19 protein-coding genes are annotated in these 17,059 nt (G+C 36.1%); 18 read left to right on the top strand and 1 reads right to left on the bottom strand.

Going from position 1 to position 17,059, the window contains the following annotated elements:
* The first annotated feature begins 5 nt into the window (after positions 1 to 5).
* The 6 genes from JKG61_RS14930 (at position 6) to JKG61_RS14955 (ending at position 7,680) form a co-directional block, all read left to right on the top strand.
* Positions 6 to 2,921: a SusC/RagA family TonB-linked outer membrane protein gene (locus JKG61_RS14930; RefSeq protein ID WP_202103754.1), complete on the top strand. Its 2,916-nt coding sequence runs from the start codon at positions 6 to 8 to the stop codon at positions 2,919 to 2,921.
* Positions 2,922 to 2,934: 13 nt separating this feature from the next.
* Positions 2,935 to 4,356 carry a RagB/SusD family nutrient uptake outer membrane protein gene (locus JKG61_RS14935; protein WP_202103755.1) on the top strand — a complete coding sequence of 474 codons (1,422 nt, stop codon included), beginning with the start codon at positions 2,935 to 2,937 and terminating at the stop codon, positions 4,354 to 4,356.
* Between the two features lie 11 nt (positions 4,357 to 4,367).
* Positions 4,368 to 5,495 carry a TlpA disulfide reductase family protein gene (locus JKG61_RS14940; protein ID WP_202103756.1) on the top strand — a complete coding sequence of 376 codons (1,128 nt, stop codon included), beginning with the start codon at positions 4,368 to 4,370 and terminating at the stop codon, positions 5,493 to 5,495.
* Between the two features lie 534 nt (positions 5,496 to 6,029).
* Positions 6,030 to 6,464 carry a MarR family winged helix-turn-helix transcriptional regulator gene (locus tag JKG61_RS14945; protein ID WP_202103757.1) on the top strand — a complete coding sequence of 145 codons (435 nt, stop codon included), beginning with the start codon at positions 6,030 to 6,032 and terminating at the stop codon, positions 6,462 to 6,464.
* A gap of 100 nt (positions 6,465 to 6,564) precedes the next feature.
* The gene (locus tag JKG61_RS14950; RefSeq protein WP_202103758.1) at positions 6,565 to 7,188 is read left to right on the top strand and encodes an ExbD/TolR family protein; all 624 of its coding nucleotides are present in this window, start codon (positions 6,565 to 6,567) and stop codon (positions 7,186 to 7,188) included.
* 21 nt (positions 7,189 to 7,209) lie between these two features.
* The gene (locus tag JKG61_RS14955; RefSeq protein WP_202103759.1) at positions 7,210 to 7,680 is read left to right on the top strand and encodes a hypothetical protein; all 471 of its coding nucleotides are present in this window, start codon (positions 7,210 to 7,212) and stop codon (positions 7,678 to 7,680) included.
* 295 nt (positions 7,681 to 7,975) lie between these two features.
* On the opposite strand, the gene JKG61_RS14960 is transcribed toward JKG61_RS14955, so the two are convergent.
* On the bottom strand, positions 7,976 to 8,314 hold the full coding sequence (locus JKG61_RS14960) for a winged helix-turn-helix transcriptional regulator (RefSeq protein ID WP_202103760.1): 339 nt from the start codon (positions 8,312 to 8,314) through the stop codon (positions 7,976 to 7,978).
* Between the two features lie 114 nt (positions 8,315 to 8,428).
* On the opposite strand from JKG61_RS14960, the gene JKG61_RS23185 reads away from it, so the two are divergent.
* The 12 genes from JKG61_RS23185 (at position 8,429) to JKG61_RS15020 (ending at position 16,966) form a co-directional block, all read left to right on the top strand.
* On the top strand, positions 8,429 to 10,117 hold the full coding sequence (locus JKG61_RS23185; protein WP_202103761.1) for an NmrA family NAD(P)-binding protein: 1,689 nt from the start codon (positions 8,429 to 8,431) through the stop codon (positions 10,115 to 10,117).
* A 14-nt stretch (positions 10,118 to 10,131) separates the two neighbouring features.
* The gene (locus JKG61_RS14970) at positions 10,132 to 10,521 is read left to right on the top strand and encodes a nuclear transport factor 2 family protein (RefSeq protein WP_202103762.1); all 390 of its coding nucleotides are present in this window, start codon (positions 10,132 to 10,134) and stop codon (positions 10,519 to 10,521) included.
* Positions 10,522 to 10,714: 193 nt separating this feature from the next.
* A complete protein-coding gene (locus JKG61_RS14975; protein WP_202103763.1) occupies positions 10,715 to 11,563 on the top strand; it encodes a helix-turn-helix domain-containing protein in 849 nt (282 codons plus the stop codon).
* A gap of 99 nt (positions 11,564 to 11,662) precedes the next feature.
* Positions 11,663 to 12,073, top strand: coding sequence for an OsmC family peroxiredoxin (locus tag JKG61_RS14980; protein WP_202103764.1), 411 nt, complete (start codon positions 11,663 to 11,665; stop codon positions 12,071 to 12,073).
* A 63-nt stretch (positions 12,074 to 12,136) separates the two neighbouring features.
* Positions 12,137 to 12,430, top strand: a complete 294-nt coding sequence (gene trxA, locus JKG61_RS14985) for a thioredoxin (RefSeq protein ID WP_202103765.1) — start codon at positions 12,137 to 12,139, stop codon at positions 12,428 to 12,430.
* 44 nt (positions 12,431 to 12,474) lie between these two features.
* A complete protein-coding gene (locus JKG61_RS14990) occupies positions 12,475 to 13,182 on the top strand; it encodes a DsbA family oxidoreductase (RefSeq protein ID WP_202103766.1) in 708 nt (235 codons plus the stop codon).
* A 23-nt stretch (positions 13,183 to 13,205) separates the two neighbouring features.
* Positions 13,206 to 13,772, top strand: a complete 567-nt coding sequence (locus tag JKG61_RS14995) for a class I SAM-dependent methyltransferase (protein ID WP_202103767.1) — start codon at positions 13,206 to 13,208, stop codon at positions 13,770 to 13,772.
* A 64-nt stretch (positions 13,773 to 13,836) separates the two neighbouring features.
* Positions 13,837 to 14,070: a hypothetical protein gene (locus JKG61_RS15000; RefSeq protein WP_202103768.1), complete on the top strand. Its 234-nt coding sequence runs from the start codon at positions 13,837 to 13,839 to the stop codon at positions 14,068 to 14,070.
* Positions 14,054 to 14,257 carry a DUF6132 family protein gene (locus JKG61_RS15005; RefSeq protein ID WP_202103769.1) on the top strand — a complete coding sequence of 68 codons (204 nt, stop codon included), beginning with the start codon at positions 14,054 to 14,056 and terminating at the stop codon, positions 14,255 to 14,257. The genes JKG61_RS15000 and JKG61_RS15005 overlap by 17 nt, the downstream gene beginning before the upstream one ends.
* 198 nt (positions 14,258 to 14,455) lie before the next feature.
* Entirely contained in the window at positions 14,456 to 14,842 is a 387-nt protein-coding gene (gene ytxJ / locus JKG61_RS15010; protein WP_202103770.1) for a bacillithiol system redox-active protein YtxJ, read from the top strand.
* Positions 14,843 to 15,107: 265 nt separating this feature from the next.
* Positions 15,108 to 15,749 (top strand): pyridoxamine 5'-phosphate oxidase, encoded by a 642-nt coding sequence (gene pdxH, locus JKG61_RS15015; RefSeq protein ID WP_202103771.1) that lies wholly within the window; start codon positions 15,108 to 15,110, stop codon positions 15,747 to 15,749.
* Between the two features lie 308 nt (positions 15,750 to 16,057).
* Positions 16,058 to 16,966 carry a helix-turn-helix domain-containing protein gene (locus JKG61_RS15020; RefSeq protein ID WP_237249490.1) on the top strand — a complete coding sequence of 303 codons (909 nt, stop codon included), beginning with the start codon at positions 16,058 to 16,060 and terminating at the stop codon, positions 16,964 to 16,966.
* The last annotated feature ends 93 nt before the right edge of the window (positions 16,967 to 17,059 follow it).

Raw genomic sequence — 17,059 nt, forward strand, 5'->3', positions numbered from 1 at the left:
TAGTTGTGAAGGGTAAGGTGCAAGATCAAAATGGAGTTGCTTTATCAGGTGCTACTATTCGGATTATTCTGAGTAGTAATGAAAGATCAAAGACTGTTATATCTGACAAAGGCGGCGATTTTGTAATAGAAAATGTACCTCAAAATGCCAAGATTGAAGTCTACTATTTAGGTTATGGTAGCCGGACACTTTTGGTAAAGCCTGATATGGGAGTTATTCAGCTCGAAGCTGTTACTAACGTAATAGAAGAAGCCGTTATTAATCGTGGGTATTATACAACGAGTAAAATTTTAAATACAGGAAGCGTTGGGTCTGTGGGCGCAGAAGATTTAGAAAAGCAACCGGTTACCAATGTTATGCAGGGGCTTCAAGGCCGAGTTGCTGGTGTAAATGTTGTTCAATCAAATGGTTATGCCGGAAGCGGAGTAAATATACAGATACGAGGTCAAAATAGCATTGACGCGGGTAATAGCCCGCTCTATATCATTGACGGCGTCCCCATTAGTGATGTTCCAGTTGACCGTCAAAGTAGTGGGGGATATATCAATATCCCGAATGGAGGTAACAGTCCATTAAATACCCTAAATCCAGCAGATATTGAAAACATAGAAATTCTGAAGGATGCCGATGCAACTGCAATATATGGTTCCCGTGGAGCAAACGGGGTAATCTTGATTACTACAAAAAAGGGTATTATAGGAAAAAGTACTTTAGACCTTAATATAAATCAGGGATTTGCACAGGTTACCCGTTATCCAAAGATGCTCGCGCTTAAAGATTATTTAGATCTTCGAAGAGAGGCATTTGCTAATGATGGAATCACACCCGATGCAGCAAATGCACCTGACCTTACGGTTTGGAGCCAAACGGAAGGACGTGATTGGCCTAAAGAGTTGATAGGTAATACCAGTTCTATATCTGACTTTGCACTTGCACTTAGTGGCGGGGATCAAAGAAATAGATATCTTGTTCGCGGAACGTATCGACGTGAAGGATCCGTTTTTCCGATAGACAAGTTTTCCTATAAGCGAGGTGGTGTCCACTTTAATTATACACATAATTCGTCGAATGATAGATTTACCTTAGGTTTAACGGGGATGTATAATAAAGATAATAATTTACTGCCTCATTTATATACACCTCCATTCAATTTCTTATATCTTCCTCCTAACCTGCCAATCTATAATGAAGACGGAAAGTATTTTTACTCCAATGAATTTACTAATCCATTTGCAGGAATGAACGCAGAACACAACGCAAAATCAGCTACGCTACAAAGTAATCTTTCTTTGAAATATAAGATCGGTCAAGGTATTGATTTTTTAATTAATTCGGGGTATACACGTATGGATATCAGTCAAGTAGCGACTTTTCCTCTTTCAGCTTCGAACCCTGCCTACGCGTATAATTTTGCCATGTACTCCATTGACCAGACACAAAGTTTTATCACAGAACCACAGTTGCAATATGGGAAAGAAATTGGATCTGGCAGTCTAAACGTATTATTAGGAGGTACATATCAGCAATCCGATTTTCAAAAGCCATTTCAGATGATCGGAAACAACTATCCGAACGATTCTCAATTGAAAAATATAAATGCTGCGGGTGAAGTATCCTCACTGACCAGTGCGTCATCTAAGTACAAATACATTTCTGTCTTTGGAAGAGCCAGCTATGATTGGAAAAAGCGTTACGTAGTAAATGCTACGCTAAGACGAGATGGAAGTTCAAGATTCGGTCCTGAAAATCGATTTGGAACTTTTGGTGCTCTCGGATTAGCTTGGGTATTATCTAATGAAGAGTTTCTGCAAGAATCTAGTTGGCTTAGTTTAGGAAAGATTAGAGCAAGTTATGGTACAAACGGTAATGACCAGACGTCAGATAATATCTACAAAGATGCTTACAGCTCGAATAATTATACTTACGGAGGACTGCCAGGATATATCCCTTCACGAATTTACAATCCATATTTCAACTGGGAAAAGACAAGGAAATTAGAATTTGCAGCAGATTTAGGGTTTTTTAAAGATCGAATTGGACTTACTATCAATTGGTTCGAAAGTCGATCCTCTAATATGATTACAGATATTCCTTTGACACCTCAGGTTGGATTTTCTTATTACATGGGCAATCTGGATGCCTTGGTTCGAAATAATGGATGGGAATTTGATCTAAACACAAAAAATGTGACAGGAGAAAAGTTTTCATGGCAATCTAATTTTAATTTAACGATTCTGCAAAATAAACTCCTTGCAATGGATGGATTGGAAAGCTCAATTTATCGTAATCAATTTGCTATAGGAAAGCCATTGAGTGCAATTCCCCTGTATCAGTTTACAGGATTTAACGATGGTATCGCGCAATTTGTTGATCAAGATAACAATGGAAGTATAGCTGAAGGTTTGGCAGTCAATGGCAGTGGTGATCAAGTGATCTTGGGTCAATCATCACCGTATTTATATGGAGGATTCTCCAATACATTTAGCTACGCTAATCTGCACTTGGATATTTTCTTCCATTTTATGAAGCAAGATGGGTATGATTTTAGATACTACCAGTTAGACTACAATTATGACGGAAGATCAATGCCAGGCTTTTTTAATAATCAACCTGCTTTTGTTGGTACTCCTGAAATACCTGTAACTCAAATGTCTGGAACAGAGATTGATAGGGGGTATCAAAATTATACACGATCTGATGCTATGTTGGTAAATGCATCATTTATTCGGCTTAAAAACGTTCAATTGGCATACGATTTTCAACAAAATTGGTTACAAAAAGCTGGAATTAGCAAATGTAGGGTTTTTACCAATGCACAAAATCTTTTCACGATCACTAAATACAAAGGGTTTGATCCAGAGACATTTAATCAAATGCCTCCAATGCGCGTGATTAACTTTGGTGTACAATTATCCTTTTAAAAAATATAAGACGATGAAGAATAAGTATCTTTTCAAATATGTAAAATTACAGACTATACTTTGGTCTTTCTTTACAATATCTTTTTTTAGTTGTTCAAAATGGTTAGAAGTTCCTGCGCCTTCTAACCAAATGGATGCATCAGAGGTCTTCCAAGATTCTTCTACTGCCAATGCAGCTGTTATGGGGATTTATAGTTATATGCATAACTATAATTACACAGAAGCAAGTGCCTTTAGAAATGTAGTTACTAATATAGGGGGACGTCTATCTGATGAGTTTAGATTATATCAAAGTGCATCGATGGATGAATTTGGCATAAATGTAATTTATCCAGAGAATCAGACTGTACTTAATTTATGGTCCGATCTGTATCAGGCTATATATTTTAATAATAGCTTGTTACAAAGAATAGAAGATTCGCAAAATATCTCTACAAAATTCAAAAATCAACTCATTGGTGAAGCACTATTTCTTCGGTCTTTCTGCTATTTTTATTTGTTAAATTATTTTGGAGACGTACCTCTGGTAAAGTCGATTGATGTCGCTGTTAACGAAAGGCTTCCCAGATCTGGGAAGGAAGAGGTTTATGCTCAAATTACAAAGGATCTCTTAGAAGCAAGGCAATTAATGTCTGACGACTATGCTTATGTAGATTCACGTAGAGGGAGGGCTACCACTTGGGCTGTAACGGCTTTATTGTCTCGTGTTTATCTATTTACCGGACGATATGATGCTGCTATAGAAGAAGCATCTAAAGTTATTAATAGAACAGATCTATTTGAGTTGTCCGCAATTAATAGTGTTTTTTTGGATAATAGTAGGGAAGCTATTTGGCGTTTTAATTCTAATAACGGACGAACATACATTCAAGATGTTTTCGCGCCAAATCAACAGACAAACAATCCTAGGGTTGTCTTTACAGACAGTTTCTTGCAATCTTTTGAGCAGGGAGATGATCGTGCTATGGAATGGTTAGGGAAGATTACCGCAGTAGATGGTAAGGAATATTACTATCCATCAAAATACAAATATACAACTGAGAGTAATGTCAACGGGAATGAAGCAGATTTGGTTTTGAGACTTGGGGAGCAATATCTTATTCGTGCGGAAGCTAGAGCCAGAATGGAGGTGCCTGATATTATGGGATCAATAGCCGATTTGAAAGAAGTTCGTAGAAGAGCAGGACTCGATACGGAATTTGACGGTATTAATCAATCAGACCTTTTGGGACGTATTGCAAAAGAGAGACGTACTGAACTTTTTGCTGAGTATTCGCATAGGTGGTTTGATCTGATACGGACAAAGCTAGCAGATGAAGTTTTGAGTGCTGAAAAGCCACTTACTTGGAAGGCATATGCGGTGAAGTTACCAATCCCTCAGAATGCTAGAAATTCAAACGTTACTCTTTCGCAAAACGATGGTTATCCACAATAACTAATTAAAATATGATGAAAAATTTATTTGTTTTTTGCATGGCCCTATTTTGTTTGTCATGTTTATCTGCACAAGAATTAAAATGCGTAATAAAGGGAAATATTGTTGATCTTGATAGTCCCGCTACGGTCTTTATGTTCGTTGGCAAAGACGTTGATTCTGCTAAAGTTGAAAACGGTCAGTTTGAAATAACTTCATTTAAAAAGGAACCTACTCGAGCAGAGCTTATAGTTATATATGGTTTAGAAGGACGGCGTTCTCCTCAGATAAGTGTTTTTTTAGAGAATGGAATCATATTATTGAAATCAGATACGTCTTTTTCGAATATTGTCATAGAAGGAGGGATATTAAATAATGAATTTCAATTTCTGCATGAGAAGTTAAAACCATTTAACCTTGAAATTGATCGAGTTTTTCATTCTTCATCTCAATTAGAAATGACTGATAGTTTAGAGAATAGATTGTTGGAAGAAGTGGAGAGGATTGAGGATAAAAAAAATGCAATAAGATTAAAATGGATCAACAGTAATCCTTCATCCCTAATCAGTTTTTTTGTCCTTAAAGACGTTGCTGGATTTGATCCAGAGCCAGATAAAATCATTTCCTTGTTTGAATCTTTGGATTATAATATTAAGCAATCTAGTGAGGGGAAGGCCTATTTAGAATTTCTAATGAAACTTAAAGCTACTTCTTTAGGTGCTGAGGCTACTGATTTCTCTCGGCGAGATATAAATGGAAATGTAATAAGCTTATCTGATTTCAAGGGTAAATATGTTTTATTAGACTTCTGGGGAAGCTGGTGTGGTCCTTGTCGAGCGTCACACCCGCATTTGCGTGACCTACATGCCGAATATAAATCTAAGGGATTGGAGATTATTGGTATTGCTAGCGAAGGAAGTAATTCTGAGCGGGCAAGAAAGGCTTGGGTAGATGCAATAAATGAAGATCAAATTGAATGGATTCATATTTTAAATGATGAGGAGAAAGATAAACAAGATCTTGTAAAGACTTACAGTATTACCGCTTTTCCTACTAAAATTCTATTGGATAAAGACGGAAAGATCGTATATAGAGGGGTCGGTAGTGGCTCGGAATTAAGCGATTATTTGAAAAATATTTTTACCACTGATTTAAAATAGTCGCGTCATAAGATGCCGCCGATCTAATATTTTATTTTTCTATAAATACAAAGTGATATATTGAATTGAAATTAGATGACCTAAAGCCCAAGGAGACAAAATATCAAGTTGCTAACTTAAACGGTGCTATCAATAACTGACTGATGAATTAATCTTTTTATCGGCGGATCTCGATTGTTCAGACCTTTCTGGCAATAGGGGGGAGTGACACTGTTTAGTTTGCCAGCAGATACATCACTACGGCCAGTAACTACGGATATGATTTACAAAATAGACTGATAGGCCTTTTATTTTAAGAGATGCCAGTATTTTAGGAAAGAGATCTTCTACATACTTTGCCTCATCTTTAAATTTTCTGTTTCAAATTTGAGAATTCGTAAAGCCGTTAAGTAATAATGATAGATTTGGGTAGAATGAAACACGTATTTTGTAGAAAAAAATAAATATTAAACATATTAAAAATAATTCGCATATACAGAATTTGATACCTAATGACTAAGTTGTTATGTTTGTTTTATAGTCCCAAGTAATCATATGAATGATAATAAAATTATGGATCCCGTTCAATACATACGAATAATCTACGCCCTAAAAAAAGATATTGAAGATTGGGCTGAAACAAATTTGCAAGATTTATGGCCTGGAAAATTTCAACTATCCTATATGCAAGTGCTTATTCACATAGACAGGGAAGGTACTACGAATAAGCTACTGGCAAAACAAGCCCAGATCACAAAGCAGGCAATGAGCCGTATCATATCAAGTATGGTCGAGAAGAACATTATTGAGGTTCAAACGATGGAATCAGATAAAAGATATTCAAAAATTAATTTAACAGAAATAGGGAAAAATATTGTTGATGAGTCACACCTGCGATTCAGTAGATACATAGATACAATTTCGGATGGAGTGGATCAAAAGTCAATTGCTAATAGTCTTAACATACTAGCCCTCTTACTTGATAAGTAATTTTTTTGTCATCGTAGTGTAAATAGAAGTAAAAATAGTAAGCATTGTTGACTAATATTAGTCAACAATGCTTACTATTGTACTATTAATTTGAAATACGATGCCAAGAATCAAAATCAAAAGAACAGCACCAAGTGTGGATATGACAGCAATGTCAGATGTTACATTCCTCTTATTAAATTTTTTCGTAATGACTGCGGTATTTAAGGCTCCCGAACCTATACCGGTTGATACGCCCGCATCCATCACAACTGAAAAGATACCCGATGAAAATTTTGCAATGATTACCATCAGTAATGATGGAAAGTGTCTCCTTTCCATTGCAGAAAAAGATGTTAAGGAAAAAACATTAGAAAAGATCGCAAATAAATATAGTATAGCTCTTACTCCTGAGGAAAAAGAGAAATTTATGGCATTGGAAACGTTAGGTGTTCCGCTACGCCAATTGAAACAATTCCTCTCTCTTCCGTCAGATAAACTAATGGACAAAGCATATAATCCAGGTATTGCCGTAGATACTACTACCAACCTTTCAAACGAGCTTTTTAACTGGATATCTGCTGCACGTACGATAAACTACCAATTACATGAAAAGCAATTACAGATATTGATTAAAGCGGATGCCAACGTAAAATTTCCGGCAGTGGGTCAGGTTATTGAAACACTCCGCAATCAAAAAGCGAATAAATTCAGTTTTATAACAAGTATGAAAAGTGAAGTTTAACCCTTAAAATTTTCATAACGGATGCCAGAAAACATAATTAAGTTTTATCGGTTGATGACATTCCTATTATTGGGAATCTGTTCTGTAGTCGTCGTATTATTTTTACTTTACATATATTACTTTCAAAAAAACTCCGATTATTCAGCAGGACTGAAACACGGTTTCTTATTGACAACCTTGATTGTAATTTATGAAACATATCATTTCATACGAAGTCAATCCGTATACTATGAATATGTGGGCATAGAGCAATCCGATCTTGTTGTCGAAAAGGAAAAAATGAATTCAGCATTAAAAACTCTAAGGGTAAAAGCCGTTGTCGTAATGGCTGGAATACTTATCGGCAGTATTTTATTTTTAGGTGAGATACTTCCCGAAAATCTATATCTACAAGGAATAAATGTTGCGCTTATTATTTCAGCATCTTTACTTTTTGTTATTATAGCAATCTTAAACAATCGATACAGATCTTTTATCGAAAGACTTTTTTAAATGTTTTAAGATTGGAGAATTAAATACAGAGTTATGCAGAATGGAGCGAAGCGCCTCGTCTCTGTTGTCATTGGACTGTATCTGTAGATCGGGCTCCCTAGGTCGCTATATCCAGTCCTATTCCATAATGCATAATCAGTTCGAGGTTGATATGGAACCATTGGTTAAATATGCATCAATAAGAGATGGGCTACTGTCCGTACACTGTATATATTTCATATGGAATCTAACGAATCGTCAATAAACCATTCGACATATTCCTTTATATCATACATTTAACGATTAAGCAGTCAAATTAAGACTTCAGTAAGTTTTCTTTTCCAAACTCTACAAGTTTATCGATAATTGGAATGGTCTTTAAACCAAGTTCGGTCAATCTATATTCTACTCTTGGCGGAATTTCCGGGTAGGCTTTCTTGTTTACCAATTTATTCTCAACAAGCATATTCAACTCTTGTATTAGCATTTTTTCGCTGATTGTCGGAATAGCTCTCTTTAACTCGCCGTATCGCATCACATCGTCACCTATCTGAAAGATAATCATCATAGTCCATTTACCCGACAAGAGGCTTAACGATGCTTTTACAGGACAATTATCATCGCACGGCAAAATTTTTTTTTCCTTCTTTTCCATTGTTTTATGTCAATTCTAACTTTTTTGTAAGTACCTTACTGATTTGTAAGTACTTGTGCAAAGGTAAGTTATGTATTACTTTTGTGCAAGTTATAGTTGTAAAAAAGTTAATAAGTGAAAATCCAGCAAATACGAAACGCCACCATACTGGTAGAATATGCCGGGAAGAAAATTTTGGTTGATCCAATGCTTTCTGAAAAAGGAACGTTACCTGCATTTATTCCATCCAAAACGTGGAGTTTCAAAAAAAATCCGTTAAGCGATTTACCAATTTCAAAAGAAGAAATTATAAAAAATGTTGATTTTGTTTTTTTGAGCCATTTACATATCGACCATTGGGATAAAGAAGCTATTAGGGTTTTGCCTAAAGAGATAAAAATATTTGTGCAGGACCTAGCGGATAAACTGACTATCGAAAAGTCGGGATTTACCAATGTGGAAGTTCTTACCGAAAGCTCAAGTTTTGGAGATATTCAACTATGCAGAACCAAAGCACAACACGGAAAAGGATATATTTTAAAAATTGCTGGTCTGGTCTGCGGATTGGTTTTAAAACATCCTGCCGAAAAAACCTTGTACATCGCTGCCGACACGGTTTGGTATGAAGGAGTACAGGACGCCCTGAATCAACATAATCCAGAAATTGTGGTCTTAAATGGTGGTGATAATCAGTTTGCCTTCGGCGGTCAGGTCATAATGAACAAGGAGGATATTTTAAAAGTTCATGGTGCAGTTCCACAATCTACATTAATTATCAGTCATATGGAAGGCGTAAACCACTTTAGGCTTACCAAAAAAGATTTAAAAGAATTTCTTCAAGAAAAAAGGTTAGTTGGGCTAGTAAAGGTTCCCGAAGATGGAGAATCATATAGTTTTTTAAACAATACACATAAAAATCAAGAAAAAATGAAAATTTTAGTATTCGGAGCTACAGGCTCACAACAATTCAATGTAATTGCAGAAGGAAAGAAAAAAGGTGCTGAAGTATTTGCAGCTACAAGTTCGGAAAAAAGCTTTGATAAGCTGAAAGATGCTGGTGCAACGCCTGTGTTAGGAGACTTAAGTGATGTTGCAAAAATGAACGAAATCACTAAAGGTATTGATGCTATCGCATTTATGATCCCTGTTTCATTACCAAATCCTTTTGATGGTTTAGTTTATGCGAAAAATGTAATAGACGCTGCCAAAGCAAACGGTGTTAAGAAAATTGTTTGGAACACCAGCGGATGGCTTCCTGAGCAAAAAATCGGTGTTCCTACTGATGATGTTAAGTTAGACATCAAAGATTATCTTGTAAACAGCGGATTGGAATATGTGATCATCGAACCGACAATCTATATGGAAAATATGATGGGTGGTTTTTGCGCACCATTTATCGTAAATGAAAAAAAATTAGCATACCCAACTCCCGAAGCAATGCCTATCGGATGGATAGCTTCTAAAGATGTGAGTGCATTTGTTGTTGAGGCAATCTACAATAATGATCTAAAAGCGGATACTTTCCAAATTAGTGGTTTGGAAAACCTAAAAGGAAATGATCTTGCGGAGAGGTTCTCAAAAGGATTTGGCGATAACATTGTCTACTATGCACAGCCTCCACAAGAATTCAAAGATATTTTAGCTCCTTACGTTGGTGAAGCAGGAGCATCTGCGGTTGCCTCATACTACGAAAGCTTGAAAACGGCTACCGAATATCCTTCAAAATTTAACCCTGAGATGAACAAGGTACTTGAAAAACTACCTGTAAAAATGACTTCTTTGGAAGAATGGGCTAAGGACAACAAAGGATACTTTACTAAGTAAAAATAACTTGATCTATGCAGGCAAAAGAAATTGTAGCATCTTATTTCGATGCATTAGCAAAGGGGGATACAGAAAAAGTTCTTTCTTATTTCACACCAGAAACCAAATGGAGCCAACCCGGTGATAATAAGTTTTCCGGTTTGAAAAATGGTCCAGATGAAATTTTTCAAATGATTGGCGGTATGATGAGCGACACATCGGGAACTATGGCAGTAAGAATTAATGGATCACTTATGGAAAGTGGTTCTTTGGTTGCTGTTCCGGTATGGTTCACGGGCAATAAAGAGACGAAGAACATTGATATGGGCGGAATTGATTTATTCGAACTGAAAGACGGAAAAATTGTTCACATCTGGACGTTTTCAGATGACCAGGATGATGAAAATGAATTTTGGGGTAAGTAAAACAATATAGTTTTGGGAGAGGCGGTTGGCATTTTATGCCATACCGCCTTTTTGTCTTTACTGCAAAATTAATAACTATCCAGATTTCGAATAGGAAAAAATCGGATAGACATACTAAACCATAGAAAGCCGTAAGAGATGGATTTTGAAAATTTGAAATCTACCTGCTACTAACTCATATAAAAATCTACAAATGGAACTTCTAAAATCTTTTGGAAATAAGAAAGTTGGATATTTAGATTTTGATACTTCAATTTCAGTCGGCGAAAAATTCCTGCCGTGCAGTGATTCATCAGATTGCTATGTTATTCTTTTTGCACAAAAAGGAAGTACCGTCAGCGTTGATTTTTCAACATATAAAGCTGAGCAGGATACGATGTTCTTTTTCAATATAGGACAACAATTTCAATTTGGAAATCACGCAAAAGGACATCTGATTTACTTCAATCCTCAGTTTTACTGTATTGCCTTCCATGACAAAGAACTCACCTGTGACGGTGTCCTTTTCAATAACGTTTTTGAGACGCCAATGATTGGTTTGGATACTAAAGAAAGTAATCACTTTTGCAGGATTATGGCAAGTCTGAAAGACGAATTTCAGATAGATGACTATTGGGCAGAAGAAATGCTCCGAACAAAATTGAAAGAACTTATTATTTCAGCAAGCAGAGCATGGATTGAACGGACGCCGGATAAAAATGATATGGAAGTGAAAGAAGACGGTGTGAGCAGGAAATTCAGTCAGCTTGTTGAAATTAAATACAATGAACTGCATAGTGTTAAGGAATATGCAGAACTGCTTTACGTAAGCCCCAAAACGTTGAACAGAAAAATAGTAAATGAGAAAGGGATATCACCAAACTCAATCATTAAAAATAGGATCATGTTACAGGCAAAGCGATTATTGGCCAATACAGATCTTACCGTAAAGGAAATATCAGCACAGCTCGGATATGATGACCAATCCTATTTTATCCGTTTTTTTAAAATACATACAGGGACATCACCGTTGGAATTTAGGAAGGATGCTACTATGGACTAAAAAAGGAAAAATGTCCTATACATTGTGCCTTATATCCATTGCCCAAAAACTTATGCAAAAGTAACTTTGTAGCATAGATAATTTAAAAAAATAGAAAAAATGGGAATAAACATTAAAGCCGTTTGGCAGGGAAATTTCAAACAGGGAAACGGGGAACTGAACATAGAAAACTCAGGTCTGGACGGTGTCAACTTCAAGCCTTTTTTTGCAAAAAGTGATGGCACATTTACAAACCCGGAAGAGTTGCTGGCCTCAGCCCATGCCACCTGTTATGCCATGACATTTGGGTACATTCTTTCAGAAAATGAATTTACTGCCGACAGCCTTGAAACCAATGTTTCACTGGTAATAGAAAATAACGTTGTAAAGAGTTCAAACATCAATTTTAAAGCAAGTATTCCGGGTATTGAGAATGATCTTTTTCAACAATTAGCCGATAAGGCCAAAGCGATGTGTACCGTAGGAAATGCCTTGAATGTTGAAATCACGTTAAACGCATCATTGCTATAATGAGATAAAGCCGTTGAAACAGACGGCTTATTTATCACGCTACGTAAACCTAAACAGGAAACAATGAATTTTCAGGAAATAATAAATCAGGACAAACCAATACTTATAGACTTTTTTGCAACCTGGTGCGGTCCCTGTCAGATGCAAGGGCCAATTGTGGAAGAAGTGAAAAAAAATATTGGAGATAGTGCCACGGTCATCAAAATCGATATTGATAAAAATAGAGAACTTGCTACACAACTTCAGGTTCGTAGTGTCCCAACTTTAATGATCTTTAACAAAGGAGAGCTGAAGTGGAGGCAATCAGGAGTTTTCCCCGCATCAGATTTGATGACATTAATAAACAGAGAGCTATAATTAAAAAATCAGCTTTACATATCAAATTTAAAATAGATAATAAAATGAAAATAGAAATATGGAGTGATGTAATCTGCCCTTTCTGCTACATAGGGAAAAGAAATTTTGAAGCTGCGCTGGAACAGTTCGAACATAAGGAGAATCTTGAGGTAGAATGGAAAAGTTTTCAGTTAGACCCGACAATTTCTGAGTTGACTGCGGAAGGCTACCACGACTATCTGACAAAGCGAAAGAATATGTCACAGGAACAGGTCAATGGCATGCTGTCAAATGTAACTGAAATGGCGAAGCAATCGGGACTGGATTATCATTTAGATCAATCTGTAATTGTCAATTCAAAAAAAGCACATCAGTTTATACAGTTTGCAAAATCCAAAAACCTTGGTGATCAGGCTGAGGAACGTTTATTTCTTGCGTTCTTTACAGAGGGTAAAAATATTGCTGATACAGAAACTTTAGTACAGTTAGGTTTGGAACTTGGTCTGGATGAAATTGCCGTAAAATCCATTTTTGACGATCAAAGTTTTGAGTATGAAGTTGCTCAGGATATACAGGAAGCTCAAAATATTGGTGTTACCGGTGTTCCATTCTTTTTATTTGACAGAAAATATGCTGTTTCGGGTGCACAGCCCGCAGAAGCATTTTTGGAAACATTAAATACTTCTTTCGAGCAGTGGAGAAAATCTAATCCCGAAGTGGTGATACAGGTTTCACAAGGAAAAAGCTGCTCTATTGAAGACGGTTGTGACTAATAGAAATACAAATTAACTATATCATGTTGGATATGTATCGGATGTTTGTTGTTCCTGACGGGAATTGGGGCGAAAAAGGAGCTGCAATGATGGTTGACAAGGGCGATACAATGGCAATAAAAGCAGTAGCGCTTCTCGATCTAACAAAAAAGGACCGTGTTATTGAAATTGGATTTGGTCCTGGAATAGCCTTGGAAGTGCTTGCAAAAATAGTTACCGATGGAAGTGTTGTGGGTATCGATCCATCAGATCTTATGCACAGGTTGGCTGCCGAACGTAATATTGAAGCTATCAATAAAGGAAAAATAGCTCTGTTTAAAGGAACTGTAAGCCATTTGCCTTTTGACGACAATAGTTTCAATGGCGCATTAGCAATGGACAATATGCATTTTTGGAACGATCCACTGAACGGATTGAAGGAACTGAAACGTGTATTATTACCTGGTTCTAAGCTTGTATGTTCATTCACACCTCAATCCGGTGGAAATAAGCGAGGCTGGGTGGAGCTGTTTACAAAAGCTGGATTTATTGAGTTCCATATTCGGGAGACAGAAACGGGGTTTTGTTTAGTTGGCATTGTACCCAAATAATTTTTTTTGTGCAGATAACAAGAAAGTAATGCAATTGATGGTTGAATATTAAATCAATATAAGTATGAAAAACTATTTAAGAAATTGGAATATTATGAGGGTGCTGAGATTGGCATTGGGCATCTTTGTAATTGTACAAGGAGTTATGGATCAACAATGGATATTAGCAATTTTAGGAGGTATGTTTGCATTAATGCCGTTGATGAATGTTGGCTGTTGTGGTGTTTCGGGTTGCAGTACACCTATTGCAAAAAGCAATAAAAAATTAGAAGAAGTTAGGTATGAAGAAGTTCGTTAAAAAACACTTCCTTACAATTATGGGAGTGTTTATCGGTGCAATTGCCGGATATCTCTATTGGAATTTCATAGGTTGCAGTTCGGGTAGCTGTGCCATAACTTCCAGTCCTATAAACAGTACGCTTTATGGTGCGGTTATGGGAGGGTTATTGCTTTCGATTTTCAAAAAAGAAAAGTCAACAATATGACGTTTACAGAAATAATCAAATAGTGACAACACGGGTTTGGAAGATTTCTTTGCCGGATGGTTGCTTCATACAAAATGATGTCTTCTGTTCTGGAAAATTTTAAACAGAAACCTATTAAGTCATTTCATATCAATAATATGAAGTAGATAAAATCGGGACTTATCAGTCCGCATATATAAATTTATTAATAGCATATTTATGGGCTTTTTTAGACAACTCTTTAGTAGTAATGAACAATCCAACAGGAAAGATTTTGATTGGATTCCCTTGAACGATCAGCAACAACTGCAGGATATCATTACGAATTCTTATCAAAAAACCATAGTAATTTTTAAGCACAGCATACGTTGTAGCATAAGCCGTTTTGTGTTGAATTCATTTGAAAACGAATTTGATTATCCGAAAGAAAAAATAGAAGCATTCTATCTGGATTTGATCCATTTCAGAGATATTTCCAATGAAATAGCAAGAAGATTTAACGTTCAACATCAATCTCCTCAAATCTTGGTTATCAAAAATGGAAAAGCAGTTTTTTCGGCTTCACACGAGAATATTGATGCAGGTTTTTTAGTTAAATTCCTCTAATCGGCAAGGACAAAATTTGAATTTCAATGAGAGGTATTGCCGTCATCAAATGGATTGGAATATATATAGACTAAATACGAAAATATGGTCTGTATTTAAGTGCTATTGATCAACACTGCCTGACAAAAAAATTAGTATGGTGCTGTTATGGGAGGGCTATTGCTATCAATAATAAAAAAGACACGAAAAAAGCGTAGGGTTCTTCAAGTGGTTCAAATGGATTTTTGAAATCTACAACCCGATAATTATAAAAATATTAGACAGCATGAATTATTCAGAAAGTCCTTTCAATATAAATCATATTTATGATAAATTTAAGTTGGATGAAACTAAGGTTAGGAAAAATCCAATGGAGCAGTTTGATGATTGGTTTGCAGATGGACAAATAAACGAAACCAGTGCGGTGTCGGTTTCTACCGTAGAAGAAGATGGCTGCCCCAGAACACGGATGGTTTTACTCAATTCATATAATTGGGATGGCTTCATTTTTTACACTCACTACGATAGCCGAAAAGGTAAGGCGATAGAAAAAACACGTCAGGCCTGTCTTCATTTTTTTCTGCCAAGGGTACAAAGGCAGATCATTGTTAAAGCTAATCTGGAAAGAATTCCTGAAAATGTAAGTGATCGGTATTTTCAGATGATCCCAAGAGGGAATCAGCTGAGTTCGCTAATAACCCGGCAAAGTAAGCAAGTACCCAACCGCGATTTTCTCACCAATAAAATGCACGAACTGGAAAAAGAATTTCGGGGTAAGGAAATTCCAAGGCCAGAATATTGGGGTGGTTATCTTGCAAAACCTTACGAAATAGAATTCTGGCAAGGCAGAGGAGATAGCCTGCACGACAGAGTTCTTTATAACTTGACAGCTGATCTTGAATGGGAAATTTCGAGGTTAGCACCGTAAGAAAATCAAAAAAGACTGAGCCTTTCTATTTAAATTTTAGAGCTTATTAAAAATTAAATATGGAGTAATGTTAAAAATTAGAAGGATCGTTAATCGAACTTTTCCTTCTTATTAAAAAGGAAAAAATGAACGAGATGATACTATCGCTGATTAAAGTATAAATGTAAACATATGTAGGTTTACCTTTTTGAGGGCTTTTCTGTATTTCCAGCAAAATATTTAATTATCTCGATCACCATCAGTATTGCTAATGCCTACGTAATCCGTTCATTAAACAAATTGTCTACATGCAAATAAATTGTACACAAATGCATCTAGTTACACTTTTGGCTATAGTAATTGAACTCGTTGCCATCGGTGCACAGAGCGCATTATACCTCAATCGCAAAAAAGAACATAAGAGACTATGGTATATTGTTTTATTGCTTCTACTTGTAATTTTCAACGTTGCGAATGGGCTTTTTCCGGATGATAAATATCATATCCCTATATATGTGCAACATATTGTTGTCAACGGAATAGGCTTTACTATTGCAGCCTATTTTCCATTTTATTTCTACTTGGCTTTTGGTCTGCAAAAGCTACGTTTTCTGGCGATATATGGTGTGCCGTTGTTTCTGTTGGTCCCATATCTATTTTTTTTTGTTATTGGATATTCTACTCATGAAGATTTGCATTTTACCCAAAAATATGGATACCTAATACCCACTATTTATTCTTTTATACTCTTGGCCGCTGTAGGTAAAGCTATCTGGTACGCATATCGTCAAAACAGAAATAAAAACCTTTATATTGAGGTGGTTGCAACATATTTTGCTGTTATGCCATGGGCCTTTATGGCTCCAGTTGTTTACTTTCAGTGGGGACAGCCTACAGAAACTCTATTTACAAATCTAGGGTTTGTAGCTATTAGTGCGTTACTTTTATATAGAACATTAAATGTTAGTCGTGCTGAACAGAAGTTGCTCAGCGAGCTGGAGCTGGTGCCTATCGATCGTATAATTATCGAAAGAAATAGCAAGCGCTTTGGACTAAGTAACAGAGAAATAGAGATCGTATATTTAATCTGTGAACGGTTAAGTTACAAGGAGATAGCTAACAAACTTTTTATTTCTGACCGTACGGTTAGTAAGCATGTGCAGAATATATTCAACAAGACACTCGTCAAGTCCAGGTCTACACTCGTTAAGAAAATGAACGACTATGATGACGTGTAATATTCAATCTATTAATATATTACGCTATAAATGCGTAGGAAAATACGTTATAGTTAACTATTCGTAGTACTCCTGTATTACTCAATTTTACCA

The sequence above is a fragment of the Sphingobacterium faecale genome (genome assembly GCF_016746095.1).
Lineage (GTDB): Bacteria > Bacteroidota > Bacteroidia > Sphingobacteriales > Sphingobacteriaceae > Sphingobacterium > Sphingobacterium faecale.

Bases quoted from the DNA above. Each gene is read 5' to 3' on its own strand.
- JKG61_RS14935 (WP_202103755.1), top strand. From the start codon at position 2,935: ATGAAGAATAAGTATCTTTTCAAATATGTAAAATTACAGACTATACTT.
- JKG61_RS15005 (WP_202103769.1), top strand. From the start codon at position 14,054: ATGAAGAAGTTCGTTAAAAAACACTTCCTTACAATTATGGGAGTGTTT.
- JKG61_RS14945 (WP_202103757.1), top strand. From the start codon at position 6,030: ATGAATGATAATAAAATTATGGATCCCGTTCAATACATACGAATAATC.
- JKG61_RS14995 (WP_202103767.1), top strand. From the start codon at position 13,206: ATGTTGGATATGTATCGGATGTTTGTTGTTCCTGACGGGAATTGGGGC.
- JKG61_RS14950 (WP_202103758.1), top strand. From the start codon at position 6,565: ATGCCAAGAATCAAAATCAAAAGAACAGCACCAAGTGTGGATATGACA.
- ytxJ (WP_202103770.1), top strand. From the start codon at position 14,456: ATGGGCTTTTTTAGACAACTCTTTAGTAGTAATGAACAATCCAACAGG.
- JKG61_RS15000 (WP_202103768.1), top strand. From the start codon at position 13,837: ATGAAAAACTATTTAAGAAATTGGAATATTATGAGGGTGCTGAGATTG.
- JKG61_RS14960 (WP_202103760.1), bottom strand. From the start codon at position 8,314: ATGGAAAAGAAGGAAAAAAAAATTTTGCCGTGCGATGATAATTGTCCT.
- JKG61_RS14990 (WP_202103766.1), top strand. From the start codon at position 12,475: ATGAAAATAGAAATATGGAGTGATGTAATCTGCCCTTTCTGCTACATA.
- JKG61_RS14980 (WP_202103764.1), top strand. From the start codon at position 11,663: ATGGGAATAAACATTAAAGCCGTTTGGCAGGGAAATTTCAAACAGGGA.
- pdxH (WP_202103771.1), top strand. From the start codon at position 15,108: ATGAATTATTCAGAAAGTCCTTTCAATATAAATCATATTTATGATAAA.
- JKG61_RS14970 (WP_202103762.1), top strand. From the start codon at position 10,132: ATGCAGGCAAAAGAAATTGTAGCATCTTATTTCGATGCATTAGCAAAG.
- JKG61_RS14955 (WP_202103759.1), top strand. From the start codon at position 7,210: ATGCCAGAAAACATAATTAAGTTTTATCGGTTGATGACATTCCTATTA.
- trxA (WP_202103765.1), top strand. From the start codon at position 12,137: ATGAATTTTCAGGAAATAATAAATCAGGACAAACCAATACTTATAGAC.
- JKG61_RS14940 (WP_202103756.1), top strand. From the start codon at position 4,368: ATGATGAAAAATTTATTTGTTTTTTGCATGGCCCTATTTTGTTTGTCA.
- JKG61_RS15020 (WP_237249490.1), top strand. From the start codon at position 16,058: ATGCATCTAGTTACACTTTTGGCTATAGTAATTGAACTCGTTGCCATC.
- JKG61_RS14975 (WP_202103763.1), top strand. From the start codon at position 10,715: ATGGAACTTCTAAAATCTTTTGGAAATAAGAAAGTTGGATATTTAGAT.